General features: G+C 61.5%; 28 protein-coding genes and 1 pseudogene. 10 read left to right on the top strand and 19 right to left on the bottom strand.

What is annotated here, in order from left to right:
- Positions 1-5 precede the first annotated feature (5 nt).
- The 7 genes from HZ99_RS10160 to HZ99_RS10130 all read right to left on the bottom strand — a co-directional run bounded on the left by HZ99_RS10160 (position 6) and on the right by HZ99_RS10130 (position 5578).
- Positions 6-1355, bottom strand: coding sequence for a CoA transferase (locus tag HZ99_RS10160; protein ID WP_038442806.1), 1350 nt, complete (start codon positions 1353-1355; stop codon positions 6-8).
- Positions 1356-1395: 40 nt separating this feature from the next.
- Positions 1396-2739 (bottom strand): sensor histidine kinase, encoded by a 1344-nt coding sequence (locus tag HZ99_RS10155; protein ID WP_038442805.1) that lies wholly within the window; start codon positions 2737-2739, stop codon positions 1396-1398.
- Positions 2740-2803: 64 nt separating this feature from the next.
- A complete protein-coding gene (locus HZ99_RS10150) occupies positions 2804-3265 on the bottom strand; it encodes an LTXXQ domain protein (RefSeq protein ID WP_038442804.1) in 462 nt (153 codons plus the stop codon).
- A 216-nt stretch (positions 3266-3481) separates the two neighbouring features.
- Positions 3482-4159, bottom strand: a complete 678-nt coding sequence (locus tag HZ99_RS10145; protein WP_038442803.1) for a response regulator transcription factor — start codon at positions 4157-4159, stop codon at positions 3482-3484.
- Between the two features lie 7 nt (positions 4160-4166).
- The gene (locus tag HZ99_RS10140) at positions 4167-4574 is read right to left on the bottom strand and encodes a translation initiation factor 2 (RefSeq protein WP_038442802.1); all 408 of its coding nucleotides are present in this window, start codon (positions 4572-4574) and stop codon (positions 4167-4169) included.
- Between the two features lie 106 nt (positions 4575-4680).
- Positions 4681-4980 carry a YciI family protein gene (locus HZ99_RS10135; RefSeq protein ID WP_038442800.1) on the bottom strand — a complete coding sequence of 100 codons (300 nt, stop codon included), beginning with the start codon at positions 4978-4980 and terminating at the stop codon, positions 4681-4683.
- Between the two features lies 1 nt (position 4981).
- Complete coding sequence (locus HZ99_RS10130) at positions 4982-5578, bottom strand: septation protein A (RefSeq protein ID WP_038442798.1); 597 nt, start codon at positions 5576-5578, stop codon at positions 4982-4984.
- A gap of 87 nt (positions 5579-5665) precedes the next feature.
- Between HZ99_RS10130 and HZ99_RS10125 the strand changes: the two genes are divergently transcribed.
- From HZ99_RS10125 to arfB, 8 genes are all read left to right on the top strand, one after another.
- On the top strand, positions 5666-6529 hold the full coding sequence (locus tag HZ99_RS10125; RefSeq protein WP_038442797.1) for a PHP domain-containing protein: 864 nt from the start codon (positions 5666-5668) through the stop codon (positions 6527-6529).
- 13 nt (positions 6530-6542) lie between these two features.
- Positions 6543-7172, top strand: coding sequence for an L-threonylcarbamoyladenylate synthase (locus tag HZ99_RS10120; RefSeq protein ID WP_038442796.1), 630 nt, complete (start codon positions 6543-6545; stop codon positions 7170-7172).
- Between the two features lie 120 nt (positions 7173-7292).
- Positions 7293-7991: a segregation and condensation protein A gene (locus tag HZ99_RS10115; protein ID WP_181883260.1), complete on the top strand. Its 699-nt coding sequence runs from the start codon at positions 7293-7295 to the stop codon at positions 7989-7991.
- Positions 7992-8003: 12 nt separating this feature from the next.
- Positions 8004-8930: an SMC-Scp complex subunit ScpB gene (gene scpB, locus HZ99_RS10110; RefSeq protein WP_038442793.1), complete on the top strand. Its 927-nt coding sequence runs from the start codon at positions 8004-8006 to the stop codon at positions 8928-8930.
- 37 nt (positions 8931-8967) lie between these two features.
- Positions 8968-9159 carry a DUF1289 domain-containing protein gene (locus tag HZ99_RS10105; RefSeq protein WP_038442792.1) on the top strand — a complete coding sequence of 64 codons (192 nt, stop codon included), beginning with the start codon at positions 8968-8970 and terminating at the stop codon, positions 9157-9159.
- Between the two features lie 143 nt (positions 9160-9302).
- Positions 9303-10541: a 23S rRNA pseudouridine(2605) synthase RluB gene (gene rluB / locus HZ99_RS10100; protein WP_038442791.1), complete on the top strand. Its 1239-nt coding sequence runs from the start codon at positions 9303-9305 to the stop codon at positions 10539-10541.
- 590 nt (positions 10542-11131) lie between these two features.
- The gene (locus HZ99_RS10095; RefSeq protein WP_038442790.1) at positions 11132-12553 is read left to right on the top strand and encodes an amino acid permease; all 1422 of its coding nucleotides are present in this window, start codon (positions 11132-11134) and stop codon (positions 12551-12553) included.
- A gap of 100 nt (positions 12554-12653) precedes the next feature.
- Positions 12654-13067, top strand: coding sequence for an alternative ribosome rescue aminoacyl-tRNA hydrolase ArfB (gene arfB, locus HZ99_RS10090; protein WP_029296355.1), 414 nt, complete (start codon positions 12654-12656; stop codon positions 13065-13067).
- On the opposite strand, the gene HZ99_RS10085 is transcribed toward arfB, so the two are convergent.
- From HZ99_RS10085 to HZ99_RS10070, 5 genes and pseudogenes are all read right to left on the bottom strand, one after another.
- Positions 13064-14263: an MFS transporter gene (locus tag HZ99_RS10085; RefSeq protein ID WP_038442789.1), complete on the bottom strand. Its 1200-nt coding sequence runs from the start codon at positions 14261-14263 to the stop codon at positions 13064-13066. The genes arfB and HZ99_RS10085 overlap by 4 nt on opposite strands.
- A gap of 119 nt (positions 14264-14382) precedes the next feature.
- On the bottom strand, positions 14383-14565 hold the full coding sequence (locus tag HZ99_RS10080) for a hypothetical protein (protein WP_038442788.1): 183 nt from the start codon (positions 14563-14565) through the stop codon (positions 14383-14385).
- 74 nt (positions 14566-14639) lie between these two features.
- Positions 14640-14768: a hypothetical protein gene (locus HZ99_RS29385; RefSeq protein WP_258869212.1), complete on the bottom strand. Its 129-nt coding sequence runs from the start codon at positions 14766-14768 to the stop codon at positions 14640-14642.
- A 151-nt stretch (positions 14769-14919) separates the two neighbouring features.
- Positions 14920-15511: pseudogene (locus HZ99_RS10075) on the bottom strand (HD domain-containing protein).
- A gap of 29 nt (positions 15512-15540) precedes the next feature.
- Entirely contained in the window at positions 15541-15852 is a 312-nt protein-coding gene (locus HZ99_RS10070) for a DUF962 domain-containing protein (RefSeq protein WP_038442787.1), read from the bottom strand.
- Between the two features lie 172 nt (positions 15853-16024).
- On the opposite strand from HZ99_RS10070, the gene HZ99_RS10065 reads away from it, so the two are divergent.
- Positions 16025-17086: an AraC family transcriptional regulator gene (locus tag HZ99_RS10065; protein ID WP_080727698.1), complete on the top strand. Its 1062-nt coding sequence runs from the start codon at positions 16025-16027 to the stop codon at positions 17084-17086.
- Here the strand turns inward: HZ99_RS10065 and HZ99_RS10060 are convergent.
- The 7 genes from HZ99_RS10060 to HZ99_RS10030 form a co-directional block, all read right to left on the bottom strand.
- A complete protein-coding gene (locus HZ99_RS10060; protein WP_038442784.1) occupies positions 17043-18497 on the bottom strand; it encodes a TrkH family potassium uptake protein in 1455 nt (484 codons plus the stop codon). The two genes, HZ99_RS10065 and HZ99_RS10060, sit on opposite strands and share 44 nt — an antisense overlap.
- Before the next feature lie 201 nt (positions 18498-18698).
- Positions 18699-20042 (bottom strand): imelysin family protein, encoded by a 1344-nt coding sequence (locus HZ99_RS10055; protein WP_038442783.1) that lies wholly within the window; start codon positions 20040-20042, stop codon positions 18699-18701.
- A 161-nt stretch (positions 20043-20203) separates the two neighbouring features.
- A complete protein-coding gene (locus HZ99_RS10050) occupies positions 20204-22255 on the bottom strand; it encodes a putative bifunctional diguanylate cyclase/phosphodiesterase (RefSeq protein ID WP_038442782.1) in 2052 nt (683 codons plus the stop codon).
- A gap of 191 nt (positions 22256-22446) precedes the next feature.
- Positions 22447-22635 (bottom strand): hypothetical protein, encoded by a 189-nt coding sequence (locus HZ99_RS10045; RefSeq protein WP_038442781.1) that lies wholly within the window; start codon positions 22633-22635, stop codon positions 22447-22449.
- A gap of 143 nt (positions 22636-22778) precedes the next feature.
- Positions 22779-23375 (bottom strand): superoxide dismutase, encoded by a 597-nt coding sequence (locus tag HZ99_RS10040; RefSeq protein ID WP_003212997.1) that lies wholly within the window; start codon positions 23373-23375, stop codon positions 22779-22781.
- 178 nt (positions 23376-23553) lie between these two features.
- A complete protein-coding gene (locus HZ99_RS10035; protein WP_038442780.1) occupies positions 23554-24153 on the bottom strand; it encodes a LysE/ArgO family amino acid transporter in 600 nt (199 codons plus the stop codon).
- 5 nt (positions 24154-24158) lie between these two features.
- Positions 24159-24557, bottom strand: coding sequence for an ACT domain-containing protein (locus tag HZ99_RS10030; RefSeq protein ID WP_038442779.1), 399 nt, complete (start codon positions 24555-24557; stop codon positions 24159-24161).
- Between the two features lie 102 nt (positions 24558-24659).
- Between HZ99_RS10030 and HZ99_RS10025 the strand changes: the two genes are divergently transcribed.
- Positions 24660-25553, top strand: coding sequence for a LysR family transcriptional regulator ArgP (locus tag HZ99_RS10025; protein WP_038442778.1), 894 nt, complete (start codon positions 24660-24662; stop codon positions 25551-25553).
- Positions 25554-25568: the final 15 nt, after the last annotated feature.

The raw sequence follows: 25568 nt of genomic DNA, 5'->3' as shown, positions 1-25568 counted from the left end.
CAAGGTCACCACTGTGCCCGATGCGCGCCCAATTCCCCAGCCGGTAAATCCCACTGCAGTGGTGTCCCGGTAATAATGACCGGCGCCAGCAAGCGATGCGCCGGCCCCCAGGCCGTCTGCTCCACCAGCAGCCCCTGATCACTGGGTTCTTCCTCACGCAATGTTGGCTCTTTTACACCTTGTCCAGCGTCGACCAACAGCTTCGCCGTGCGTGCCAGTGACAGCCGGGCCGAACTACCGTGCCCGCTGTTCAACCGTTCGGCCAAGGCCCGGATCGCACTGGCGGCCATCAGGTAGCCGGTAGCATGGTCCAGCGCCTGCACCGGCAGTGGCACAGGTTTGTCCACCTGCTTCCACTGCATGCCGGCGTGGGCGATGCCGCTGCTCATCTGCACCAGGCTGTCGAAGCCCCGGCGATTGCGCCATGGCCCGCTCCAGCCGTAGGCGTTGAGGCTGACGTCGATCAGGCCGGGGGCAAGCTGCTGCAGTGCGGTCGTGTCGTAGCCCAGTTGCTCCAACGCATCTGCCCGGTAACCGTGAAACAGAATGTCGGCATCCTTGAGTAAACGTTCGAATAGTTGCCGCTCGTTGGGGTTTTTAAGGTCAAGGCGCGCGCAGCGCTTGCCCAGGGTCATTTCCGGCACAACCCCGGGTTCGTTCCAGTCTGGAGCATCGATGCGCAAGACGTCGGCACCGAGGCCAGCGAGAAAGCGGCTGGCCACGGGGCCGGCCAGCACGCGGGTCAGATCCAGGACCTTGACCCCCGCCAGCGGGCGCGCAACGTTACCCTGCCAACGGGTTTTACCGGTTGTTTTAAAGCGCTCCCGTGCAACCAGGGGTTCCTGATTGACCGCCAACCCTTGGGGGTGAGCCTGCCACGCCTGCCAAGTGCGCATCTGCGCCGCGCAGCCGGCCTCGTCGACAATCGCTTGTTCAAGCTCGGCAGCGTTCCATGGGGCGACCTTGCGCGTCATCGCCGCCCGATCTGCAACCTTTCCCAGCACACGCTCAGCGGCCGCGCGATGGTGTGGGGCGTTGGTGTGCAGGCGAATCCAACCATCGGTGCAGGCGTAGTCGCCGGCAATCGGGTCCCACAACGGCGGTACGCTCCAGCCCAGTGGGCGCAGGGAACTGGAGAACCAGAACGAGGCCAGGCGCCGGTCCACGCTGACCAGGGGGTGGCGCTGGGTCTGTTGTTCAAGCAGGCACGCCACCGCCTGGCCTGCAGCCCCCATACTGGCGCAGGCCAACTCGGTCACACAGAAGGTTGATGGCAGCGCGCCGGTCTCGGTGGTGGCCAGCGGTGCGGGTGGCAGATCGAGTGCCAGCAGGAGCGATGTGAGCAGATCAGTCATCAAAGGCCCTCCATAAGAGAAGGGCCATCATAGAAGATCTTCAGGGGTGTGCTACAAGCCCCGGTTGCAAGGGCAAATCCAGGGTGGCGATAAAACCACCGTCGGGATGGTTGGCCAGGTTCAGGCTGCCCCCGTGACGTTCGGCAGCCCGGCGGGCGATGGCCAGGCCCAGGCCATGGCCTTGGGCGGTTTGCCCGGGGGCACGGTAAAACGGCTCGCCCAGCTTTTGCAGGTACTCGGCGTCCACGCCCGGACCGTGGTCGCGCACGCTGATCACAATGCGTTCTGCGTCACGTTGGGCGCACAACTCAATCGGCAGGGTGGGCGGGGTGAAGCGCTGGGCATTGCGCAACAGGTTGTCCAGGGCCCGCTCGATCATATGGGGCCAGCCCTTGAGTTTCAAAGCAGGGTCGGCATGAAGCTGCACCTCCTGGTCCGGGGCACTGAGCTGGGCGTCCTTTTGCAGGGTCTTGAGCAGGGTATTGAGGTCGATGTCTTCGGCGCTGGCGTTGTCGGCATCCACCCGTGCCAGTACCAGGATTTCGCTGATCAGGGCTTCGAGGCGATCACATTCCAGGGTCAGGCGCGGCCAGAGCTTTTCCCGGGCTTCGGGGGTGGCCCGTTCCGCCAGGGCCAGGGCGATCCGCAGGCGGGCCAGGGGCGAGCGCAGTTCATGGGAGACATCGCGCAGCAGTTGCCGCTGGCTGCCAATCAGGCTTTGCAGGCGCGCGCCCATGCGGTTGAAGTCGGTGGCCAGCACGCCAAACTCATCGCGCCGGTCGGCCAGGCGTGCCAGGCTGTTTTGCTGGTAAGTGGTCTGGCCCAGGTCGTGGACCGCACCACGCAAGCGGCTGAGGGGGCGGGTGATGGACAGGGTCACCAGCAGGCTGAACAGCGTCAGCACCACCAAGGCAATCGCCAAAGCGCTCAAGGGCCAGAGCAGGCTGCTGCGGTGCCAGGCATCCAGCTCCGGCAGGGCAATGCGGTAGATCAGCAGGTAGGTGTCGCCGGTTCTCTCACTGGTGTACTCGGCCGTCAGGCGGCGCCAGGGCAACCGCCCCTCGTGGCTCTCGTGCTGTCGCGCTTCGAAGGCGGCGGCGCGGCGCGGGAAGGTGCCACGTACCACCGGGTCGCCACTCTCGTTGAGCACCTGCACATCGACGTGATACTGACGCTTGCGCTGTTGCAACAACTCCTGGGCCGCATCCTCGCCTTGGGTTTCGTAGCGCTGGGTCCATTCTTCGGCCAGATTACTGAGGCCAGGGTGGCGACTGAGAATCCAGGCGTCCTGGTTGAGCATATGCCCAAGCAGGAGCGACAACCCGGCTACCAGGGCGATGGCCAGCCAGAAACTGGCAAGGATGCGCCAGAAGAGTGAACGCACAGGAAACCCTCAAACAGGAAAAGCCCAGCGGCATGGGCCACTGGGCTGGGAGGTAGCTAACGCATTATTGCGCTTTTTGCGGTTGTTGCGCTTTCCAGGCCTGGAACTGCTGCCACTCGGCCTTGCGCTCGGCGCGTTTCTTCGCCATTTCGTCGAATTTCTTCTGCTGGTCAGGCTTGAGCAGGGCGCGGATATCCGCTTGGGTTTTCTGTTTGGCGGCGGCCATTTCGTCGCTCATGGCTTTCTGCTCGGCGGCCGGGAGTTTGTCCAGGTACTTCTTGACCAACTGCTGGCGGCCTTCCCGTTGCTCGCCCATCAACTTGCCGATCTGCTGGCGTTGTTCGCGGGTCAGGTCGAGCTGGCTGAAGGGGCCGCCTTTGCCGCGCATGCCGTGTTCACCGCCGTGGCCCGGGCCACCCATCATGTGGCCTGCCGGGCCTTCCATCGGGCCTTGGCCTTCTGGCATGGCCATGGCGACGGTAGGCAGGGCTGCGGCGAACATCAGAGCGATAAGGGTCTTGCGCATGGTGTTTCTCCTTGTCTCGGTTCCGGTGAGTCCGGATGTGAGTAGATTACAAAGATCAAGGTCAGCGGCGGTCAGGGGAGGGTAAAGCTTGAGTAAAGACCGATTGGGCAGGGACTTACAAAACAGGTAGGAGCCGGCTTGTTGGCGATGGCGTCCGTTGGATCAGCGTATGACGCAAGGGCCCCATCGCCGGCAAGCCGGCTCCTACAGGGGATTTCAGGGGGTGTAGTAGTAGCCACGGCTGCGCAGTGCGACGATTCGCGGCCGGCCATCGGCATGTGGGCCGATTTTCTTGCGCAGGTTGCTGACGTGCATATCCAGGCTGCGGTCGTACAGGGTTAGCTTGCGGCCCAGGGCAATCTGCGCCAGCTCCTGCTTGTCCAGGGGCTCGCCCGGCTGGCGCAGCAAGGCTTCGAGCAGGCGGCTTTCGGACAGGGTGAGGGTCAACTCCTGATGGTCGATGAGCACCACGCCACGTACCGGGCTGAAGCACAGGTCGCCCAGTTCCAGTTGGGTCGACACCGCCGTCGGGTGGCTGCGGCGCAACACCGCTCGCAGGCGGGCGGTCAGTTCCCGGGGGTCGCAGGGCTTGGCCAGGTAGTCATCGGCGCCCAGCTCCAGGCCGAGGATCCGGTCCAGGGGTTCGCCTCGGGCCGAGAGCATCAACACCGGCAATTCCGGGTGGTCGGCGCGCAATTGCTTGAGCAGCTCCAGGCCGCTGCCATCGGGCAACATCACGTCCAGTACCACCGCCGCAGGCGCCGCTTCGGCCAGGGCCTTGCGGGCGCTTACGCCGTCATGGCAGGCACGCACCTGGAAACCTTCCTGGCTCAGCCAACTGGTCAGTAGCTCACAGAGCTCCTGGTCATCATCTATCAGTAACAGCTCGCTCATGACTCACTCAATTTAGCCATTGTCGACGGCGTCGATGGCCGCCACTGGCGAAGATACCGCACAGCAGGGCGATCAGCGCAACCCCCGCGCCAATCACGAACCATTGCTGCTGGTCGCTGAGCCAGCGTGGCAAGGCGTTACCTTGCGCGTCCTTGAGTTGTTGGGCCAGGCGTTGATTGTCCTGGCGCAACCGGCTCAGTTGCGCACTCTCACGGGCGGTGTTGGCAGTTTGCAATTGTTTGGTCAGTTCTTCGCGCAGGCGCTCGCTTTCTTTCAAGCGTTGCTGCAACTCGGTGATCTGGCTGCCGGCACTCAAGGACAGAGGCGTGGAACTGCCGGTGTTCGAGGTTTCTTCAGCGTGGGCCGTAGCCCCGATCGTTAACACTGCCAACAGACACAACTGACTTAAGCGCATCGGAACTCCTGATTCCACACGAATATTCAGAACGTTGTCGGCAGGTTACCGAGAATAATGAGCGACTAGGCGTTTGCCGAACCCAATAGGTTCAGCGCTACCGGGATCAAGGCAGGACTTGCTTGAATGGTTTGATCACCACATCGGCATAGACGCCGGCCGCCACATACGGGTCGGCCTTGGCCCAGGCCTGGGCATCCGCCAGGGAAGCAAACTCGGCAACGATCAGGCTGCCAGTGAAGCCGGCGTCTCCCGGATCATTGCTGTCGACTGCCGGGTGCGGGCCGGCAAGTACGACACGCCCTTCGGCCTGCAGCACCTTGAGGCGCTCCACGTGGGCCGGGCGTGCGGCGAGGCGTTTTTCCAGGGAGTTGGCGACGTCGGTGGCAATAATGGCGTAGAGCATGTCAGTCCTCGGTTTTTGGCGTGGTGGGGTCGGTGTCATGCAGGTGGCGCGACAGATAGATGCCCTGGGCAACCAGGAACACCACGGTCAGGCCCAGGCTGCCGAACACCTTGAAGTCGACCCAGTAGCTCTGGAAGGTAAAGGCCACGAACAGGTTTGCCGCGCCACAGAACAGGAAAAAACCGATCCAGGCGATGTTCAGGCGCGTCCAGATCGGCTCCGGCAAGGTCAGCGCATGGCCCATGATTCGCTTGATCAGCAGGCGGTCACCAATGAAGTGGCTGCCGATAAAGGCCAGGGCGAACAGCCAGTTGACCACCGGGGCTTTCCATTTAAGGAAGGTTTCGCTGTGGAAGGCCAGGGTCAGGCCGCCAAAGACCAGGCAGGCGACCAGGGTCAGCCATTGGCTTTTTTCCAACTTGCGCTGGGAGATGAAAATTGCGCCGTAGACCACCAGGGAACTGATGATCAGCACCGCCGTGGCGCTGTAGATACCACCGAACGACAGCTCATGGCCGCCGATATCGAGGACCCGTGGATCGGTTTTGAAAACGATGAAGAACAGCAACAGCGGGATGAAGTCGATGAATTGTTTCACAGTAAGAGCCAGAAGCCGGATGTGGCGGCATAATAACAAACATCCTTGGTAGCGAAAGCGCCAGCTGACTTGAGGTTACACACTCCCGTGAATGTTGATTTGCACTGCCACAGCACGGCCTCCGACGGCGCCCTGGCGCCCGCGGTATTGGTTGCGCGTGCGTTTGAAAAAGGCGTGCGAGTCCTGTCGTTGACTGACCACGACACCCTTGAAGGCCTGGACGAGGCGCGTATTGCCGCCTCTGCGCTGGGGATGCACCTGGTCAATGGCGTCGAATTGTCCTGCACCTGGGGCGGTGCAACCATTCATGTACTGGGCTACGGTTTCGATGTCACAGCCCCGCCATTGGTCGCGGCCATTGCCAGTTTGCACGATGGCCGCTGGCTGCGGTCCGAAGAAATAAGCCGCAAACTGGCCCTCAAGGGGATGCCCAATGCCCTTGAGGGTGCCCGTGCCATCCAGCAGGCGCTGGGCGACAGCGGCAACGCGCCGGCCCGTCCGCATTTTGCCGACTGGATGGTACGCCAGGGTTACGTCAAGGATCGCGCCGAAGCGTTTCGCAAATGGCTGGGCGCCGGCAAGCTGGGGGACGTCAAGCTGCACTGGCCGACCCTCGAAGACACTGTGGGCACCCTGCGCGCTTCGGGCGCCTGGGTCAGTCTGGCGCATCCCTGGCACTATGATTTCACCCGCAGTAAACGCCGCAAGCTGATAGGCGACTATATTCAAGCGGGTGGCCACGCCATCGAAGTGGTCAATGGGCATCAGCCCGCCGAACAGGTTGGCAGCCTGGCGATTCTTGCCCGTGAATTTGGGCTGCTGGTCAGTGCCGGCAGTGATTTCCATGGCCCAGGCGGCTGGTCGGAGATCGGCGAGTACCGCCCGGTCCCGGAAGACTTGCCGCTTTTGTCGGGGCGATTCAAGCATGACCCCATTACCGCCACTGTCTGAACAGGTAGAGAACGTGAGTCAATTTTTCCAGATTCACCCGGAAAATCCGCAAGCACGGCTGATCAAGCAGGCAGTGGAGATCATTCGCGCCGGCGGCGTGGTGATCTACCCCACCGATTCCTCCTACGCCATTGGTTGCCAGATCGGTGACAAGAATGCGGTGGAGCGTGTAAGGCGCCTGCGTGACCTGGACAAGAACCACAACTTTGCGTTGATCTGCAGTGACCTGTCGCAACTGGGGCTGTTCGCCAAGGTCGATACGGGCACCTTCCGCCTGCTCAAGGCCCATACGCCAGGGCCGTACACCTTTATCCTGAATGCCACCCGCGAGGTGCCGCGCCTGTTGCTGCACCCGAAGAAACGCACCATCGGCCTGCGGGTGCCGGAGCATCCCATCGCCCTGGCACTGCTGGCCGAACTGGGTGAGCCGTTGATGAGCGTGTCACTGATCATGCCCGGCGACACTGAGCCTTTGGATGATCCCTACGACATGCGCCAACGCCTGGAGAAACAGGTGGACCTGATCATCGACGGCGGCTTCGGCGGTGGCAAGGCGTCCACGGTGATCAACCTGGCGGACGGCGAGCCGCAGGTGATCCGCGTGGGCTGTGGCGACCCGGCACCGTTTATGGCCGAGGCCTGAATGTCGGCCGTGGAAACCGTCGACAGCCAGGCCGGCGCCCAGCAGGAGCTGCCATTTGCCATGGTCTACGGCCAGGCGGTCATGGAAATGCCCCTGGACCTGTACATCCCGCCGGACGCCCTGGAGGTCTTCCTTGAAGCCTTTGAAGGCCCGCTGGACTTGCTGCTGTACCTGATCCGTAAGCAGAACATCAATATCCTCGATATCCCGGTGGCGGAAATCACCCGCCAGTACATGGGCTATGTCGAATTGATGCAGTCGGTACGCCTGGAACTGGCCGCCGAGTACCTGGTGATGGCCGCGATGTTGGCGGAGATCAAGTCGCGCATGTTGTTGCCTCGTTCGGAGACCGTCGAGGCTGAAGAAGACGACCCGCGCGCCGAACTGATCCGACGCCTGCAGGAGTACGAACGCTTCAAGGCCGCCGCCGAAGGTATCGACGGTTTGAGCCGTGTCGGCCGTGATGTGGTGGTGCCCAAGCTGGATGCCCCGGAAGCCCGGGCGCGTAAATTGTTGCCGGATGTGAGTCTGGAAGAGTTGCTGATGTCTATGGCCGAGGTACTGCGCCGTGGCGATATGTTTGAAAGCCATCAGGTCAGCCGCGAAGCCTTGTCTACCCGCGAGCGCATGAGCGATGTGCTGGAGCGCCTCAAGGGGGGTGGGTTTGTGCCGTTTGTCGAGTTGTTCACCGCCGAAGAGGGGCGCCTGGGCGTGGTCGTGACCTTTATGGCGGTCCTCGAACTGGTCAAGGAGTCCTTGGTGGAGCTGGTGCAGAATGAGCCTTTTGCGGCTATCCACGTGCGGGCGCGAGCCGAATAAAGAGCTGAATCGATGAATCTGACTGAACCTCGCGAACTGGCACCGCTGTTGGAAGCCTTCCTTTTGGCCTCGGGCAAGCCGCAATCGCTGGAGCGCCTGTTTGAACTGTTTGAAGAGGCCGAGCGCCCGGAGCCGCCGGTATTCAAGAAGGCCCTGGAGCTGCTGCGCAAATCCTGCGACGGCCGTGCCTTTGAACTGCGGGAAGTCGCCTCGGGCTACCGCCTGCAAATCCGCGAGAAGTTTTCGCCATGGGTCGGGCGCCTGTGGGAAGAGCGCCCGCAGCGTTATTCCCGGGCGATGCTGGAGACCATGGCACTGATTGCCTATCGCCAACCCATCACCCGGGGCGAGATCGAAGATGTGCGGGGTGTGGCGGTCAACAGCCATATCGTCAAGACGCTGCTGGAGCGCGAGTGGATCCGCATCGTCGGTTACCGCGACGTGCCCGGCAAACCCGCGATGTTTGCCACCACCAAGGTGTTTCTCGATCACTTCAACCTGAAGAACCTCGACGACCTGCCACCACTGGCCGAATTGCGGGAGATCGAGGCCGAACCGGTGCTTGAGTTCGACGATGCCCCGGTGCCGGCCAGCTTGCAGGAACTGGCCGATGCCAGCGCCGAGCCGGAGGAGCCGAAGGACGAGACCAGTTTCCACACATTGCTGCTGGAGCTGGACGATATGGAGCAGGGGATCAAGACCGACTTTGATGACCTGTTGCGCGATGGCGCGGCCGAGCCCCAGGCGCCGGTGAACGTTGAAACGGTGCCTGCGGTCGAACTTGAACCTGAGGAAGATATCCTGGGGGTGGCGGCTGCCCGCGAAAAACTGCTGGCCGCCGTTGCCGCCCTCGAACAACCCGAGTTGAGCGAAGAAGAAGCCGAAGCCCGGGCACTGGCCGAGGCCATCGAAAACGAACGCCGCGAATTCGAAGACTGAGCCCTCCCACAGAAAAGCCCTGTGCAGTGAGATAGTGATGAGTTCCAGCAAAGACCCCTGCATCAGCATCTGTAAATTCAGCGACGACATTTGCGTTGGCTGCGGTCGCAGCAAGCGTGAGGTCCGGGCCTGGAAGAAACTCGACAAGGTCGACAAACGCGCGGTGCTGGCCGAAGCCGAGTTACGGCTGCTCGCCCTGGGTGCCACCGGTCGGCGGAAAAACAAATGAGCCGGTCCATATCGACTAGTCTCTGATGCGCAATGCGCGCCATGAGCGTATGATTCGCGACCCTTTGGCGATGCGTTCGTCCAAGACCCCAGTTTCAATACCTTCAGGCCATGCCTGAATCGACACACCGGGAGGTGCTTAAGATGAAAGACCAAGACCAGAACGACAGCCAGGAAATCGGCCCAGCCGGCGAGAAACTGCAGAAAGTCCTCGCCCGTATCGGCGTTGGCTCGCGCCGCGACGTGGAAGCCTGGATCACCCAGAAGCGCATCAAGGTCAATGGCGTCGAGGCTACCCTTGGCCAGCGCGTCGACCTGCATGACGCGATCACCATTGATGGCAAGGTCATCAAGCGTGAAGAGGCCGCCGAATCGGTGCGCCGCGTGATCATGTACAACAAGCCCGACGGCGAGATCTGCACACGTGACGACCCGGAAGGCCGTCCAACCGTCTTCGACAAGATGCCCAAGCCCAAAGAAGGCCGTTGGATCAACATCGGTCGCCTGGACATCAACACCACTGGCCTGCTGATGTTCACCACCGACGGTGAGCTGGCCAACCGCCTGATGCACCCGTCCTACGAGATGGACCGCGAATACGCCGTGCGTGTACGGGGCGAAGTCGATGACGAGATGATCGAGCGCCTCAAGGCAGGCGTCGTGCTGGAAGACGGCCCGGCCAAGTTCACCGACATCAAGCAGGCGCCAGGTGGCGAAGGTTTCAACCACTGGTACCACTGCGTGGTGATGGAAGGGCGTAACCGTGAAGTGCGTCGCCTGTGGGAATCCCAGGGCCTGGTGGTCAGCCGCCTGAAGCGCGTGCGTTTCGGCCCGGTGTTCCTCAACTCGGACCTGCCGATGGGACGCTGGCGGGAAATGAGCCAGTACGAAGTCGACATCCTCAGCGCTGAAGTGGGCCTGACGCCGGTGGCGATGCCGCAAATGAATGCCAAGAGCAAAGACAAGCTGGAGCGCATGCAGCGTAAATCGTCGCGTCCTGTGGCGCGCACCGAGCGTGTTGCCCGCACCTTGCGCCCGGCGCTGGATGCACCGGCCACTGGCGGGCGTATTTCCCGCCAGCCGCAGATCGAGGGTGATCGTCGCCCCTCGGCTCCGGCCCGTCAGGATGGTGAGCGCGCACCGCGCACACCGCGTCCAGCCGGTCGTGGCGAGGCGCCAAGCGGCGGCCGCAGCAACCGTGGTGATACTGGCCGTGGTGCCCCGCAGACCGATCGCCCTGCCGAAGGTGCCAAGCGCCCAGCCAAGCCCGCGCCGAAAAAGCGCCCAGGGCTCAAGCTGGTAGCGGACGAGCCGTCGGGCAAGCGTCGTGGGGCGCCGGCAGGTTCCGGCCAGCGTCCGGGGTTTGGTCGCAAGAAGCCTTAAGAGCAGCGGCAAGCGATAAGAAAAAGCGCCAACCCTCGGGTTGGCGTTTTTTTTGCGTGACCACTTCCCAACGATAACGCGGCTCACCCGGTGCCCCGCGCCACTCTCGGGTTCTTTGCCGGCAAGCCGGCTCCTACAGGAACGGCAACCGGGTAGCCATTTATCCGCGGGGAACACCTGTCATGAATAACTTCCGGGTCGTAACGATTATTTTACGATTGGGATGGGCCTAGGCAGGGCGTGCTCTCGAGGCGCTCCTTGTGTAAAGAAAACCTTCCGTTCACTCAGCAATCTTCCCTGCAAGCCTCCCGAACGGATCGAGCGGTGTACAATGCGCCGCGTTTTACTGTGACCCCCCCTTGCGTACCCACGCAAAAGGCCTTCAAGGCTGGCTGCCTTGTTTACTCCGCCTGGCCATAAGCCGGACGGGTTCGATTTCGTCACAGATAAAAACAAACAGGTGACGCATGACCGTAAGAAAGACGCTGAACTCCTGGTGCCTGCGCTGGGGTTTGATCGGCGCTGCTTGAGTCGGTTTCAAAGCAGCATCGTGTATTGAACATTATCAAACCTTGCGTGAGACCCTTTTCATGAGTGAACCCAACTCGCATTCAGGCGAACTGAAGCGCGGCCTGAAAAATCGTCATATTCAATTGATCGCCCTCGGTGGCGCGATCGGTACCGGCCTGTTCCTGGGCTCGGCGGGGGTGCTGAAGTCAGCCGGTCCGTCGATGATCCTCGGTTATGCCATTTGCGGTTTCATTGCCTTCATGATCATGCGCCAGTTGGGCGAAATGATCGTGGAAGAGCCAGTGGCCGGTTCCTTCAGCCATTTTGCCCACAAGTACTGGGGTGGTTTCGCCGGCTTCCTGTCGGGTTGGAACTGCTGGATCCTCTACATTCTGGTGGGCATGTCGGAGCTGACGGCTGTCGGTAAGTACGTGCACTACTGGTGGCCGGAGATTCCGACCTGGGTCTCGGCGGCGGCGTTTTTCGTGCTGATCAATGTGATCAACCTGGCCAACGTCAAGGTATTTGGCGAGGCTGAGTTCTGGTTTGCGATCATCAAGGTGGTGGCGATTGTCGGCATGATCGCCCTGGGCAGCTACCTGCTGGTCAGCGGCACCGGCGGGCCACAGGCTTCGGTGACCAACCTGTGGGAGCACGGCGGGTTCTTCCCCCATGGCGTCGGTGGCCTGGTGATGGCCATGGCGATCATCATGTTCTCGTTTGGCGGCCTGGAAATGCTCGGTTTTACCGCCGCCGAAGCGGATCAGCCGCGCACCGTGATTCCCAAGGCGATCAATCAGGTGATCTACCGCATCCTGATTTTCTATATCGGCGCCTTGGTGGTGCTGCTGTCTCTGACGCCCTGGGACAGCCTGCTGGTGACCTTGAACGCTTCCGGCGATGCCTATAGTGGCAGCCCGTTCGTGCAGGTGTTCTCGATGCTGGGCAGCAACACTGCCGCGCATATCCTTAACTTTGTGGTGTTGACGGCGGCGCTGTCGGTGTACAACAGCGGCACCTACTGCAATAGCCGCATGCTGCTGGGCATGGCCGAGCAAGGCGATGCCCCGGCGGCGTTGGCGAAGATCGACAAGCGCGGCGTACCCGTGCGTTCGATCCTGGCCTCGGCGGCCGTCACCCTGGTGGCGGTGTTGATGAACTACTGGATCCCGCAGCATGCCCTGGAGTTGCTGATGTCCCTGGTGGTGGCCACGTTGGTGATCAACTGGGCGATGATCAGCTTCTCGCACTTCAAGTTCCGCCAACACATGAACCGCACCGGTCAGGTGCCGCTGTTCAAGGCCTTGTGGTACCCCTACGGTAACTATGTGTGCCTGGCGTTCGTGGTGTTTATCCTGGGGATCATGTTGCTGATCCCGGGGATCCAGGTCTCGGTGTACGCGATTCCGGTCTGGGTGGCCTTTATGTGGGTGTGCTACGTGCTCAAGAACAAGCGCAAGGCGCTGGCTGACTTGAGTGCTGTATCCTCGCTGAACAACTAGCCCACCCTGTAGGAGCCGGCTTGCCGGCGATAGTGTTGGGTCAGATAAACCGCTATCGCCGGCAAGCCGGCTCCTACAAGTCTTAACGGACCCGCTTTCCATGTTGGTGATCTCCAGTAACGTGCACCTGCCCGATGCCGAAATCGAGTTGACGGCCATCCGTGCCCAGGGTGCTGGCGGGCAGAACGTCAACAAGGTCTCCAGCGCCGTGCACTTGCGCTTCGATATCGGCGCTTCGTCGTTGCCGCCGTTCTACAAGGAACGCTTGCTGGCCCTGCGCGACAGCCGTATCACCAGTGAAGGCGTGCTGATCCTCAAGGCCCAGCAGTACCGGACCCAGGAACAGAACCGTGCCGATGCCCTGGAGCGCCTGGTGGAGTTGATCCTCAGCGCGACCAAGGTCGAGAAAAAACGCCGTCCGACCAAGCCCACCCTGGGCTCGAAGAAACGTCGCCTGGAATCCAAGACCAAGCGCGGCAGCATCAAGGCCGGGCGCGGCAAGGTGGACTTCTAGCCGGCGTTACGTTCGTCGCGGTATCGGGGGGCCTGGCGATACAGGTACAGGCTCAGCAGCAGCCCGGCGAAGGCTGCCAGCGCGGCAAACAAAAAGATCGAGACAAAGCCAAAGCCCGCCGCAATCGCCCCGGCCAATGGCCCGGTGATGCCCAATGACAAGTCGATAAACAACGAATAGGCACCCACCGCTGCACCTCGGCTGGAAGCGGGCACCAGGTTGACCGCTTCAACCCCCAACGCCGGAAACACCAGGGAAAACCCGAAGCCACTCAGGGCCGCGCCTGCCAGGGCCAGCTCGGCATTCGGCGCCAGCCACAACAGCAGCAGGCCAAGGGTTTCCACCGACAGGCAGGCAATTGCCACGCGAAAACCGCCGATCCGGTTGATCAGGTTACCGAACAGCAGCCGCGCCCCGATAAAGCTGGCACCGAACAGGCTCAGGCACAGCACCGCGTTATCCCAGTTGCGGGTCGCGTAATACAGGGTGATAAACGTGGCGATGGTGCCAAAACCGATGGAGCCCAGGGCCAGCCCACAGCCGTGGGGCAGCACGCGGCCGAGCACATGCATGAACGGCAGGCGTTCGCCGACCACGATCGGCGCTGCGACTTTCGGCCAGGCCAGCAGCAGGCCCAGCACCGCCAGGGCAATGATGCTTGCGCCCATGCTCCACAGCCCGAACCGGCTGACCAGCAACACCCCCAGCGGTGCGCCAATCGCCAGGGCGCCATAGCTGGCGATACCGTTCCAGGAGATGACCTTGGCGGTATTCGTCGCGCCAACCCGGCCGATTCCCCAGCCAATGGAGCCCGATCCCACCAGGCTTTCGGCACTGCCCAGCACCAGCCGACCAATCAGCAGGCTGGCCAGGCTCAGGGCCGGCAGATGGGTCAGTGCGGCGGATGCCAGCATGAACACGCCGCTCAAGCCGCAACCGGCCAGCCCGTACATCACTGCACGCTTGCTGCCGCGGTTATCGATGATGCGCCCGGCATAGGGCCGGCTCAGCAAAGTGGCCAGGTATTGCACGCTGATCACCAGGCCCGCGATCACGGCGCCAAAGCCCAGGTCGCTGTGGACATAGCCCGGCAATACCGCCAGGGGAATGCCGATATTCAGGTAACCGATAAAGGTGAACAGCACGATGGAAACGACTTGCAGCGTGACCACCATGGGGCGCTGGGTATCTGGCATGGGAAGGGGTCCACTGTCGCGGCAGAAAAGATAGGCTGCTTATGATACCGGCGCTTTGGCGCACACAGGGCATAAAACCGTTGGTGGCTGAACGACCGCCATCGTCGGCAAGCCGGCTCCTACAGTGGGGCGGGGTTGAGCAGGCGTGTGGTCACCAATGCGGCCAGGGCGTTTTCCTGGGTACCGAAGCGCTTGAGCAGTAGTGCCTGTTTTTCCGGGCTGAGACGGCTCCACACGTCGACCATTTGCAGGGCGGTGCCGAGTAACGCTTCATCGGGGGAATTATGGGGGGTATCGGGCATGTTGCGTGTCTCTTGATTCAGGCGGTGTGGAAAGCGCGCAATGTCACGCTTTCCACACGGTCTGGGTACTGCGGTCAGTCGTCGCTATCGCTGTCGACCGGTGTTGCCTGTGCCGGCGCTTGTTTGTCGCTGCTGGCTTGTTGCGGAGTGGGCTGCTCGGTCTCGTGCAGGCTTGGGAAGGGGAGATTGGGGATCTCGTGCATCGTCGTCGCTCCTCGCAAGGTCTGTTGTGGAATTGCAGATGTACCGCGCTTTTTACAAAGCCTGGGCAGGATACAGCACTGCAAATGACAAAAAGACTTTTATCTCGACAAATCCACGAACCTTTCGCCCCAAGACGCAAGTGACAAGAGGTCACACGCTGGCCTGACGCTCCATGGCGGCCTTGTAGATCGAGTTTTTTGGCTGGGCGAAGACCCGCGCCAGCATCGGTTCGAAAAAGCTCAGGGGCAGGGTGGCATAGGCTGGATCGAAGGCGGCTGCGTCATATCGGGCGCAGAACTCGATGGTTTGCTCATACTGCGGGTGCTCGCCAAATTGCTCGCGCAGGTGGCGATCCATGCCCAGGTGGTGAAAGAAAATAGTACCCCTGGAAAATTCCGTGTTTTTCCACCATCCACAGGTTCTGCGGGCTGACGAACGGTTTGAGGATGGCGGCGGCAATGTCCGGGTGGTTATAGGAGCCCAGGGTGTCGCCGATATCATGAAGCAGGGCGCAGACCACATATTCTTCGTCGCGGCTATCGTGCCAGGCGCGGCTGGCGGTTTGCAGGGAGTGGGTCAGGCGGTCCACCGGGAAGCCGCCGAAGTCGCCTTCCAGCAGTCGCAGGTGCGCGAGGATCCGCCCGGGCAATTGACGGGCGTAGGCGCTGAAGTCGGCGGCGATGATCGCCCAGTCTTCCTGGGTGCCGTCTTGCATATGGGTGAAGCGGGCCTGCTGGTTCATCGGCGTGTCTCTTATTGTTTTTGGGTGGTTTAGAACGGCACCTTGCCCAGAATCATGTCTCGGTACATCACGAAATCCCCCAGCAGGCTGTAGAACGGATGCTGGAATGTCGCGGGCCGGTTCTTCTCAAAGAAGAAATGCCCGACCCAGGCAAAGCTGTAGCCGGCCACCGGCAGCACCCACAGCAGCCACCAGGCGCCCTTGCCGATGGCGAACGCGAGAATAAAAATGACCAGGCTGGTACCGATAAAGTGCAGGCGTCGGCAGGTGCTGTTGCCGTGTTCACGCAGGTAATACGGGTAGAACTCGGCGAAGCTGTTGAATTGTCTGATATTTTCCACGATGGCATGCCCTCTGGTTTTTGTTGTGCCCGATGGATGTTCGGCGGGGAGCTTATTTGAGTCTAGAGTCATCACTGGCAAGGGCCAGTGACAATAGACGCCACTTTAGTATCCTTGGGTTCCTGGCTGCGGTTTCAGCCGTCCCTTCATAGAAAACGTGCAAGAAAACGCCATGAACGAACGAACGACTTCTGCAAGTTGGGCGATGGGGATAGTCAAGGCGCTGGAGCTCGAAGGCCTGGATTGCCGCGCCCTGTTCAAACAGCTGGGCCTGGATTACAGCGCTCTGGACGACCCCGACGCGCGCTTTCCCCAGGACTCCATGACCCGGCTCTGGCAGCGGGCGGTGGAGGTGTCGGGCAACCCTGCCATCGGCCTGAACATGGGTAAGGTGGTGCGCCCCGCGTCTTTCCATGTGGCTGGCTATGCCTTGATGTCCAGCAGCACCCTGGCCGAAGGGTTTGCCCGGTTGGTGCGCTACCAGCGGATCATTGCTGAAAGTGCCGACCTGAGTTTCCGCCTGTTACCTGAAGGCTATGCCCTGATCCTCACTGTCCACGGCGACCACCTGCCGCCTACCCGGCAAAGCGCCGAGGCATCGCTGGCGTGTGCCCTGGCCTTGTGTGGCTGGTTGACCGGGCGCACGTTGCAGCCACGCAAGGTGCTGGTGCAGGGCGCTCAGCCAGCAGACCTGGAACCTTACAGGCAGGCCTTTCATGCGCCCCTGGTGTTCAACGCCCCCTATGACGCACTGATCTTCGAGCGGGCGGATATGGAAGCGCCGCTGCCCACGGCCAATGAGGCAATGGCGTTGTTGCACGATCGGTTTGCCGGGGAATACCTGGCGCGGTTTTCCGAAAGCCGGGTGACCCACAAGGCCCGCCAGGTGCTGTGTCGGCTGTTGCCCCAGGGCGAACCCAAGCGTGAGGTGGTGGCGCAGACGTTGCACCTGTCCCAGCGCACCTTGCAGCGGCGCTTGCAGGAGGAGGGCACCAGTTTCCAGGCGCTGCTCGATGACACCCGCCGTGAACTGGCCGAGCAGTACCTGGCGCAGCCGAGCATGACCCTGCTGGAAATCGCCTATTTGTTGGGGTTTGCCGACCCGAGCAATTTCTTTCGCGCGTTTCGCCGTTGGTTCGATGCCACGCCCGGCGAGTACCGGGCGCGGCTGCTGGAGGCGTCGGCGAGTGTCAGTGCCGCCAGAACGCCGGAATACACAACACAAGCACCGTAATGATCTCCAGCCGGCCCAGCAGCATGCCCAGGGACAGGATCCACTTGGCCGCATCTGGCAGGGTGGCGAAGTTGCCGGCCGGGCCGATGGTCTCGCCCAACCCCGGGCCCACGCCGGAGACGGTACTGGCGGCGCCGGTCAAGGCTGTCATCCAGTCCACGCCCAGCAGGGAGAGGGCCAGGGCGATCACGCAGATGGTGATGGCAAAGAAGAATGAGAAGGTCAGGATCGACCGCACGATTTCTTCATCCAGGCGGTGGCCGTTGTATTTCTGCTTGATCACCGCCCTTGGGTGAATCAATTGATTCAGGTTGGCCTTGAGCAGGATATAGGCGACCTGGAAGCGGAAAATCTTGATCCCGCCGGCAGTGGAGCCCGAGCAGCCACCGACAAAACCCAGGTAGAAGAACAGCATCAGCGAGAAATTGCCCCACAGGCTGTAGTCACCGAGGGCAAAGCCGGTGGTGGTCACCACGGACGTGACGTTCAGCGCCACATGGCGCAGTGCATCCAGCCAGTGCAGGTTGGTGGTCCACCAGTACCAGGTGCCGAGCACGATCCAGGTCACCAGCAGCATCGCGAGCAAGCCTTGTACTTGCTGGTCCTTGATCAACGCCTTGCGGTTGCCGCGCAATGTCGCGACATACAGGGCAAATGGCAGGCTGCCCAGGATCATCACCACGATCGCTACCCAATGCACTGCCGGTTGTTTCCAGTGGGCCAGGGATTCATCGGAGGTGGAGAACCCTCCCGTGGAAATGGCTGACATTGCGTGGTTGATCGCATCGAACAGGCCCATGCCGGCCCACCAGAACCCAAGGCTGCCGAGGACGGTAATGCCGACATACGCCGCCACAATCAGGCGCGCCACCATATGGGAGCGGGGCATGACTTTTTCCGAGCGATCCGAGGACTCGGTCTGGAACAGACGCATACCACCGATACGCAGCAGCGGCAGGATCGCCACCGCCATGCCGATAAAACCGATACCGCCAAGCCAGTGCAACATCGAGCGCCACATCAGAATGCCCGGTGACATGGTGTCCAGGCCGCTGAGCACGGTGGCGCCGGTGGCGGTGATACCGGACATGCTTTCAAAGAACGAGTCGGTATAGCTGATGTGCTGGGTGAGCAAAAACGGCAGCGCGGCAAAGATACACACCACCACCCAACTGCTGACGGTCAGCAGGTACATGTCCCTGGGGCGCAGCTGCACCTGTTCCGGGCGCCCGGGAATCACCAGGGCCAGGCCCGCAATAAAGGTGATCAGGCTTGCCCAGAGAAAGGACGGCAGGTCACTGGTGCGCTCGAAAAACACCAGGGTCGCCATGGGCACTATCATGGCGACCGCGAGGGTGATCAGGAAGATGCCGATGATGAAACCAATGATCCGCAGGGTCGGCATTGCCATGAATTGCGCTCGGGTGACAGTCGGAGGCGCCATTCTACCTACGGTGCAGGGCTTGTAAACCGGGGGCTGCAACGGTGGGATCCGGATCTGCCGTGGGCCGGGACTTGTGTAGGCGCTGGCAAGCCGGCTCCTACAGGGGAGGCTGCAAGCGATGGATACAAAAAAGGCGACCCGAAGGCCGCCTCATTTAACCGGTGCAGATCAGAACTCGTGATCAGCGTTGTCCGGGTTCAGGTCACCGATGCCCAGCTTGCCGGCAGCCTGCTCGATGGAGCCGGTCTGCTTGACCAGGGCGGCGATGGCGTCGCGCACGATCTGGTTGCCGGCGGTGTTGCCGGCGGCAATCAACTGGTCGTAGTGCTCGCCCTTGTTGGCGTGGTCGACCATGACCTGGATCTTCGCTTCGGTGTCAGCCAGGTCAGCCTTGAGGGCTTCATCGGCGGCCGGGTCAACCTTGGCCACCAGGGACGACAGGCTGGCGCCGGTCAGTTGGGTGCCATCGGTGCGGGTGTATTCGCCCAGGTAGACATTGCGGATGCCCTTGGCGTCGTAGAACTGCGAGTTGTGGGTGTTGTCGCTGAAGCAGTCGTGCTCGTCTTCCGGCGAGTTGGCTTCCAGGGAAACCTTCATCCGCTCGCCCGCCAGTTCACCCAGGGACAGGCTGCCCATGCCGAACAGCATCTTGCGCAGGCCGTCAGTGCCCGGTTCTGCTTCCAGGGTGGCGCGGTAGTTGTCTTCGACGTTGGGTTTCCAGTTGCCGACCATTTCTTCGAGGTCGCTGACCAGCAGTTGGGTCACGGCGCGCAGGTAGGTGCGCCGACGTTCGTTGTTCCCGCCGGTGGCGCCTTCGCCTTGCAGGTAGTCCGACGCTGTGCGGTTGCCGGCGCCAGGGCCTGTGCCGTTCAGGTCCTGGCCCCAGAGCAGGAATTCGATGGCGTGGTAGCCGGTGGCGACGTTGGCCTCGGAGCCGCCCAGTTCATTGAGGCTGGCGAGTTTTTCCGGAGTGATTTCCTTGACGTCGATCTTGTCTTCGCCAACCTGGATCTCGGTGTTGGCGATGATGTTGGCGGTGGCGCCTGGGTTGCCGAGGGCGTGTTCGTAGGATTTGTCGACATAGTCGATCAGGCCTTCGTCCAGTGGCCAGGCGTTCACCTGACCTTCCCAGTCATCAATGATGGTGTTGCCGAAGCGGAACACTTCGCTCTGCAAGTACGGTACGCGCGCGGCGATCCACGCAGTGCGGGCGGCCTTCAGGGTCTGGTCGTTGGGGTTGGCCAGGAAAGTGTCGATGGCGGTCTGCAGGGTTTTGGCTGTGGACTCGGCGTCGCTGTACACCGCGAACACGATGTCTGCGTAGTGCGCGACGACTGCCTTGGCGGCAGCCTCGTCAACCTGGCCGGCAGTCGCGGCAGCCGCTGGGGCGGTAGTGCTGGCAGCGGGTGTAGGCGCCTGAGGAGCGGCAGCCTTGTCTTTGCCCTCGCCGCAGCCGGCGAGAGAAATGGCGATGGCCAGCAGACTGGCGGTGGCCAGGGGCATACGAATCATGGCGAACATCCTGCTTCGGTAGTGGGTCGGGGCGCAGTGCGGCGCGCAAAACTGCGACATAATGCGAAAGATTTGCATTTTCTGTAAAGAGTTAACGCAGTAAAAAATCAACATTCGGGCATCGACCACCCAAGGTGATGTCTCGGGTGGCCATCATGGTTTTACAGGATAGCGGCGTTATTGCGCTCGGCTTGCTTGAGGTAGGCCGCCAGTTCCCGTGCTGGCAAGGGTTTGCTGTAGTGATAGCCCTGGCCTTCGTGGCAGCCTTCGCTGATGACGTAGGCTTCCTGCTCGGGGGTTTCTACCCCTTCGGCGATGACCTGCATGCCCAGGCTTTTGCCCAACTGGATGATCGCCCGCACGATGGTGGCATCGTCGTCGTCATCCAACAGGTCCTGGACAAAGCTCTTGTCGATCTTGATTTTGTCCAGGGGCAGGCTTTTCAGGTAACTGAGGGAGGAATAGCCGGTGCCGAAGTCGTCGATGGCAATCAACGCGCCGGAGCGACGCAGGCTCAGCAAGTGCTGGGCGGCGGTGCTGATGTCGTCCATCAGGCCGGTTTCGGTCACCTCCAGTTCCAGGCTGCGCGGTGGCAGGCGATAGATCTGCAGCAGATTATTCACTACCCGTGGCAGCTCGGCGTGGTGCAGTTGTACCGTGGACAGGTTGACCGCCATGCGTAACTCGATGAACCCCAGGTCATGCCATTCGCGCAGTTGCCGGCAGGCCTGGTCCAGCACCCATTCGCCGATGGCGATGATGGTGCCGTTCTGTTCCGCCAGCGGGATAAACAGGTCGGGCGGCACCATGCCGTGTTCCGGGTGCTGCCAGCGAATCAGCGCCTCGACGCCGACCACGCGATGATCGACATAACTGATCTGCGGTTGGTACACCAGGTGAAACTGATCGCGGCCCAGGGCTTCGCGCAGGTCTTTCTCCAGTTCGCGGCGACGGCGCATCTCGCTGTCGACACTGGCGATGTAGAACTGGTAGCGGTTGCGCGAGCGGCTCTTGGCCAGGGTCATGGTCTGCTCGGCCTTTTGCAGCAGTTTCTCGGTGCTGTCGCCGTCTTCGGGGAACAACGTAATACCGATGGTGGCACGCAGGCGGATCTGTTCGTGATCGAGGGCGAACTCGGCTTCCAGGTCATCGAGAATGCTTTGTGCCAGCTCGGCGGCTTCGTAGGGTTGCTCGATATCGGCCTGGACCAGAGCGAACTGGTCGCCACCCAGGCGGGCGAGGGCGCCGAGACGGCCACTGTGGGCACGCAGGCGGTCGGCCAGGGCCAGCAGCAATTGGTCGCCGGCCTGGTAGGTGTACTGCTCGTTGACGCTCTTGAAGTCATCCAGCCCTACGCACAAAACTGCGACCCGGCGTTGCCGGCGACCGGCGTCGACCAGGATCTTGTCCAGTTGCTCCTGCAGTTTCTGGCGGTTGGGCAGGCCGGTGAGAAAGTCGTACTGGGCCATGCGCAGCAGGCTGTTTTCCGCCTCGTGGCGCAGGTGAGTGTTGCGCTCGATAGACGCCAGCAACTGGTTGGCGGTGTTGATCCACAGGCCCAGCTCGTTTTTCTCGTGGCCCTTGAGCTGCGGGATCTTGTGTTCGCTGGGGCGGTCAGGGTTGATCGAGCTCAGATGGCTGATGATCCGCGACAATGGCTTGGTCAGCAGCCAGTGATAGACCAGGTACAACACCAGGCCCATGGCCAGGGCACGCAGTACCCCGGAGATAAAGATGATCACCGAATTGACGATAAAGCCCTGGCCATAGGTCGCAGTATCGAGGGTGATGCTCAGGTCGCCGTAATACTCGCTGTAGGGCCCGCGCCCCACCAGTGGCGTGGTGAAGGTGCGTTCCTGGCCAAGAATCACGTCCGTCAGCCAGCGGCTTGGGGAGTGCTGTAGGTCTCGGCTCTTTTCGGCGAGCATGGGTTCGTTGGGATGGCCAATGGAGGCCATACGCACTGCATCATCCTGAAACAAACCCTCGATGACCTGCATACCCATCTCACGATCCAGGCTGTAGACGGCCTGGGTCGAGGGGTCGCGAAACATGTCCAGAATGCGCTGGGCATCGCCTGCCACGGCCTGGCGAGTCTTGTAGGCATCAAAGACGATCTGCGCCACGCTCAGTGCAACGCCCACTATCAGTGCCGACAGCAGCACCACCCGGAGCAATTTCACCGACAAGCTGTTTTTGAGTTCCAGCTTCAAAGGGTCATTCCTTGTTCCTTGCGGGTAACCTCAATATGCCATGAGTATTGGCAATCCCGTGGTGGCAGTCAAAGGAACAATGCGGTGTGGAACGTCTGGAGCCTAGTCGATGAGGGGCGGGAGGGCGGTAGATGGAGCAAATCCGCCGCCCTTTTGGCCTGCTGCGAGAGTTTCTTCGGTTGTCTTACAGATTAGTAAGTAATGTTCATATGGGTTTTAACGTGTACATCTTCGGCAATTTTTCCGAAATTCTGCGCATGATCCGCGCCGACACCTGATACGCCGTTCAGCATGTTCGCCGCCGTTGACGCTAGCGCTCCCATAAGCTGCCCTATTACTGGCAAGGCTGCCCCCATCACACCGCTCATTAGTCCACCCATAGTTGATACTCCTAAATAGATGAGGAAGTTATTTCTCTCACCCACTCTGTGGCCAATTCCTTGCTGTGAGTTCCGCTGAGGCTGGTGTGTTGTCGGATAAAAAAAGCCCGGCAATCGCCGGGCTCCTTTACTGCAAGGGTTGCTTAGGCAGTGAAGGTCTTGCCTTCGAACTGCTCAGCCACGAACTTCCAGTTGACCAGGTTCCAGAACGCTTCTACATACTTTGGACGTACGTTGCGGTAGTCGATGTAGTAGGCGTGTTCCCAGACGTCGCAGGTCAGCAGCGGGGTGTCGCCGCTGGTCAGCGGGTTGCCGGCGCCGATGGTGCTGGCCAGGGCCAGGGAGCCGTCAGCCTTTTTCACCAGCCAGCCCCAACCGGAACCGAAGGTGCCGACCGAAGTCTTGGTGAACTCTTCCTTGAACTTGTCGAACGAACCGAATGCAGCGTTGATCGCTTCAGCCAGTGCGCCAGTCGGTTGACCACCGGCGTTTGGCGCCAGGCAGTTCCAGTAGAAGGTGTGGTTCCAGACCTGAGCGGCGTTGTTGAAGATGCCACCCGAAGAGGACTTGACGATCTCTTCCAGGGTCTTGCCTTCGAACTCGGTGCCAGGCACCAGGTTGTTCAGGTTCACGACATAGGTGTTGTGGTGCTTGTCGTGGTGGTACTCCAGGGTTTCCTTGGAGATGTGCGGCTGCAGGGCATCGTGTGCGTAGGGCAGCGGCGGCAATTCGAAAGCCATGATGATTCTCCTAATCAGGTCAGTTGCGGTGAGCGCAAGGCCGATCACGGGCGGCCAAACAAGCGCCGGGGAGTTTGTACTCTTTGCGGCGCAGGGGCTGGATCATAGCACCGGGGGTGCGGCAAAACCACGCAACAACTGTGTGGAATAGAGGTTCCAGAGCGTTTTGGAATATTGCTCAGGTGCTGATCAATTGATAGGCCACGCTGAACATCATCACTGCCACCAGCAGGTCCAGCAGGCGCCATGTGGCCGGGCGCGCCAGCCAAGGGGCCAGCCACGCCGCGCCGAGGGCCAGGGCGGAAAACCACAGCAACGAAGCGCTGGCGGCGCCTGCGACATAAGCGCCCGGCTCGGTTTGTTGGGCGCCCAGGGATCCGATCAGTAAAACCGTGTCCAGGTACACATGGGGGTTGAGCAGGGTCACGGCCAGGGCGCTGAGCATCACCGCGCGCAATGAGCGTACCTTATGGCCTTCGCCTTGCCCCAGGCTTTGCCGCGAACAGGCCCGGCGCAAAGCCAGGGCGCCGTACCACAGCAGGAACGCCGCGCCGCCCCAGCGCGCAACCGCCAGCAGCACAGGGTTATGTGCCAGTACTGTCGCCAGGCCAAATACTCCGGCGGCCACCAGCAGTGCATCACACACCACGCACAAGGCCGCCACCGGCAGGTGATGTTCGCGACGCAGGCTCTGTGCCAGCACAAATGCGTTTTGCGTACCGATGGCCATGATCAACCCGAGGGCCACCAGCAGGCCGTTAACATAACTCTGCCACATAGGATTTACTCCACGCCCGCCGCCAGTTGTTGCAACACATCCATTGCGCGCTCGGCGTCATCACGGCCAACAAACAGGTGGTCGTGGTAGTAGCCGGCGACCACATTGCAACTGATCCCGGCACGCCCCAGGGTGCTGGCGAAGGCGGCAGTCAGGCCCACGGCTTCAAGGGCCGAATGCACGTTCAAGGTGATCCAGGCCGCCACATACTCGAAGGCCAGGCCGGCCTGTTCGGCCTGCTGGCGTTCGACAATCACCGTCAAGCCTTCCTGCTCGCGAAAGCTGCCGATCACCTCGCAATCTGGCAGGCGGTGGTCGGCCAGGGTACAGAACACATAATCGCCTGTATTGAGCTGTGGGCTCATGCTGCGCAGCAGGGTTGCCAGGGCGGTTTCGCCAGCCATTGGGAGATCCTTGATAGAAAGTAAACACGGGATGCTGGTCATTCTCCGGTGTGACGCTGTATAAGAAAAATCAATACTGCTCATCGCTCATTAGGAAAACTGATGCTCGACTATAAATTACTGTCTGCCCTGGCAGCGGTAGTGGAACAAGCCGGGTTCGAGCGTGGTGCCCAAGTGCTGGGTGTATCGCAATCGGCGATCTCCCAGCGCATCAAATTGCTCGAAGCGCGCGTCGGCCAGCCGGTGCTGGTGCGCGCGACCCCGCCGACCCCCACGGAAATAGGCCGGCGCCTGCTCAACCATGTGCAGCAGGTGCGTTTGCTGGAGCGCGACCTGCAAAGCCAGGTGCCGGCCCTGGATGAAGAGGGGATGCCCGAGCGGCTGCGCATTGCCCTGAACGCCGACAGCCTGGCGACCTGGTGGGCGCAGGCGGTGGGTGATTTTTGCGCCGAGCAACATTTGCTGTTGGATTTGGTGGTGGAGGACCAGACCGTCGGCCTCAAACGCATGCGTGCCGGCGAAGTGGCAGCCTGCGTTTGCGCCAGCGAACGTCCGGTGGCCGGAGCCCGCAGCCTGTTGCTGGGGGCCATGCGCTATCGGGCGCTGGCCAGCCCGGCGTTTATTGCCCGGCACTTTCCTGGCGGGGTGCGGGCCGAGCAATTGGCGCGCACCCCGGCGCTGGTGTTTGGCCCGGATGATTTCCTGCAACACCGCTACCTGGCATCGCTGGGCGTGGATGGCGGTTTCGAGCACCATTTATGCCCATCGTCCGAAGGTTTTATCCGCCTGACCGAGGCGGGCCTGGGCTGGGGGTTAGTGCCGGAGTTGCAGGTGCGTGAGCAATTGCAACGGGGCGTGCTGGTGGAGTTGTTGCCAGATAAACCCATCGATGTGCCGCTGTACTGGCATCATTGGCGCAGTGGTGGGCAATTGCTCGGTTTGTTGACCGAACATCTGGCGCGGGCAACTGGCCAATTGCTGGTGCCGTTGGCGTGATTGTTCGGCGTCAAC

The organism is Pseudomonas fluorescens (genome assembly GCF_000730425.1).
Lineage (GTDB): Bacteria > Pseudomonadota > Gammaproteobacteria > Pseudomonadales > Pseudomonadaceae > Aquipseudomonas > Aquipseudomonas fluorescens_X.
This window is presented reverse-complemented; position numbering and strand designations above follow the sequence as displayed.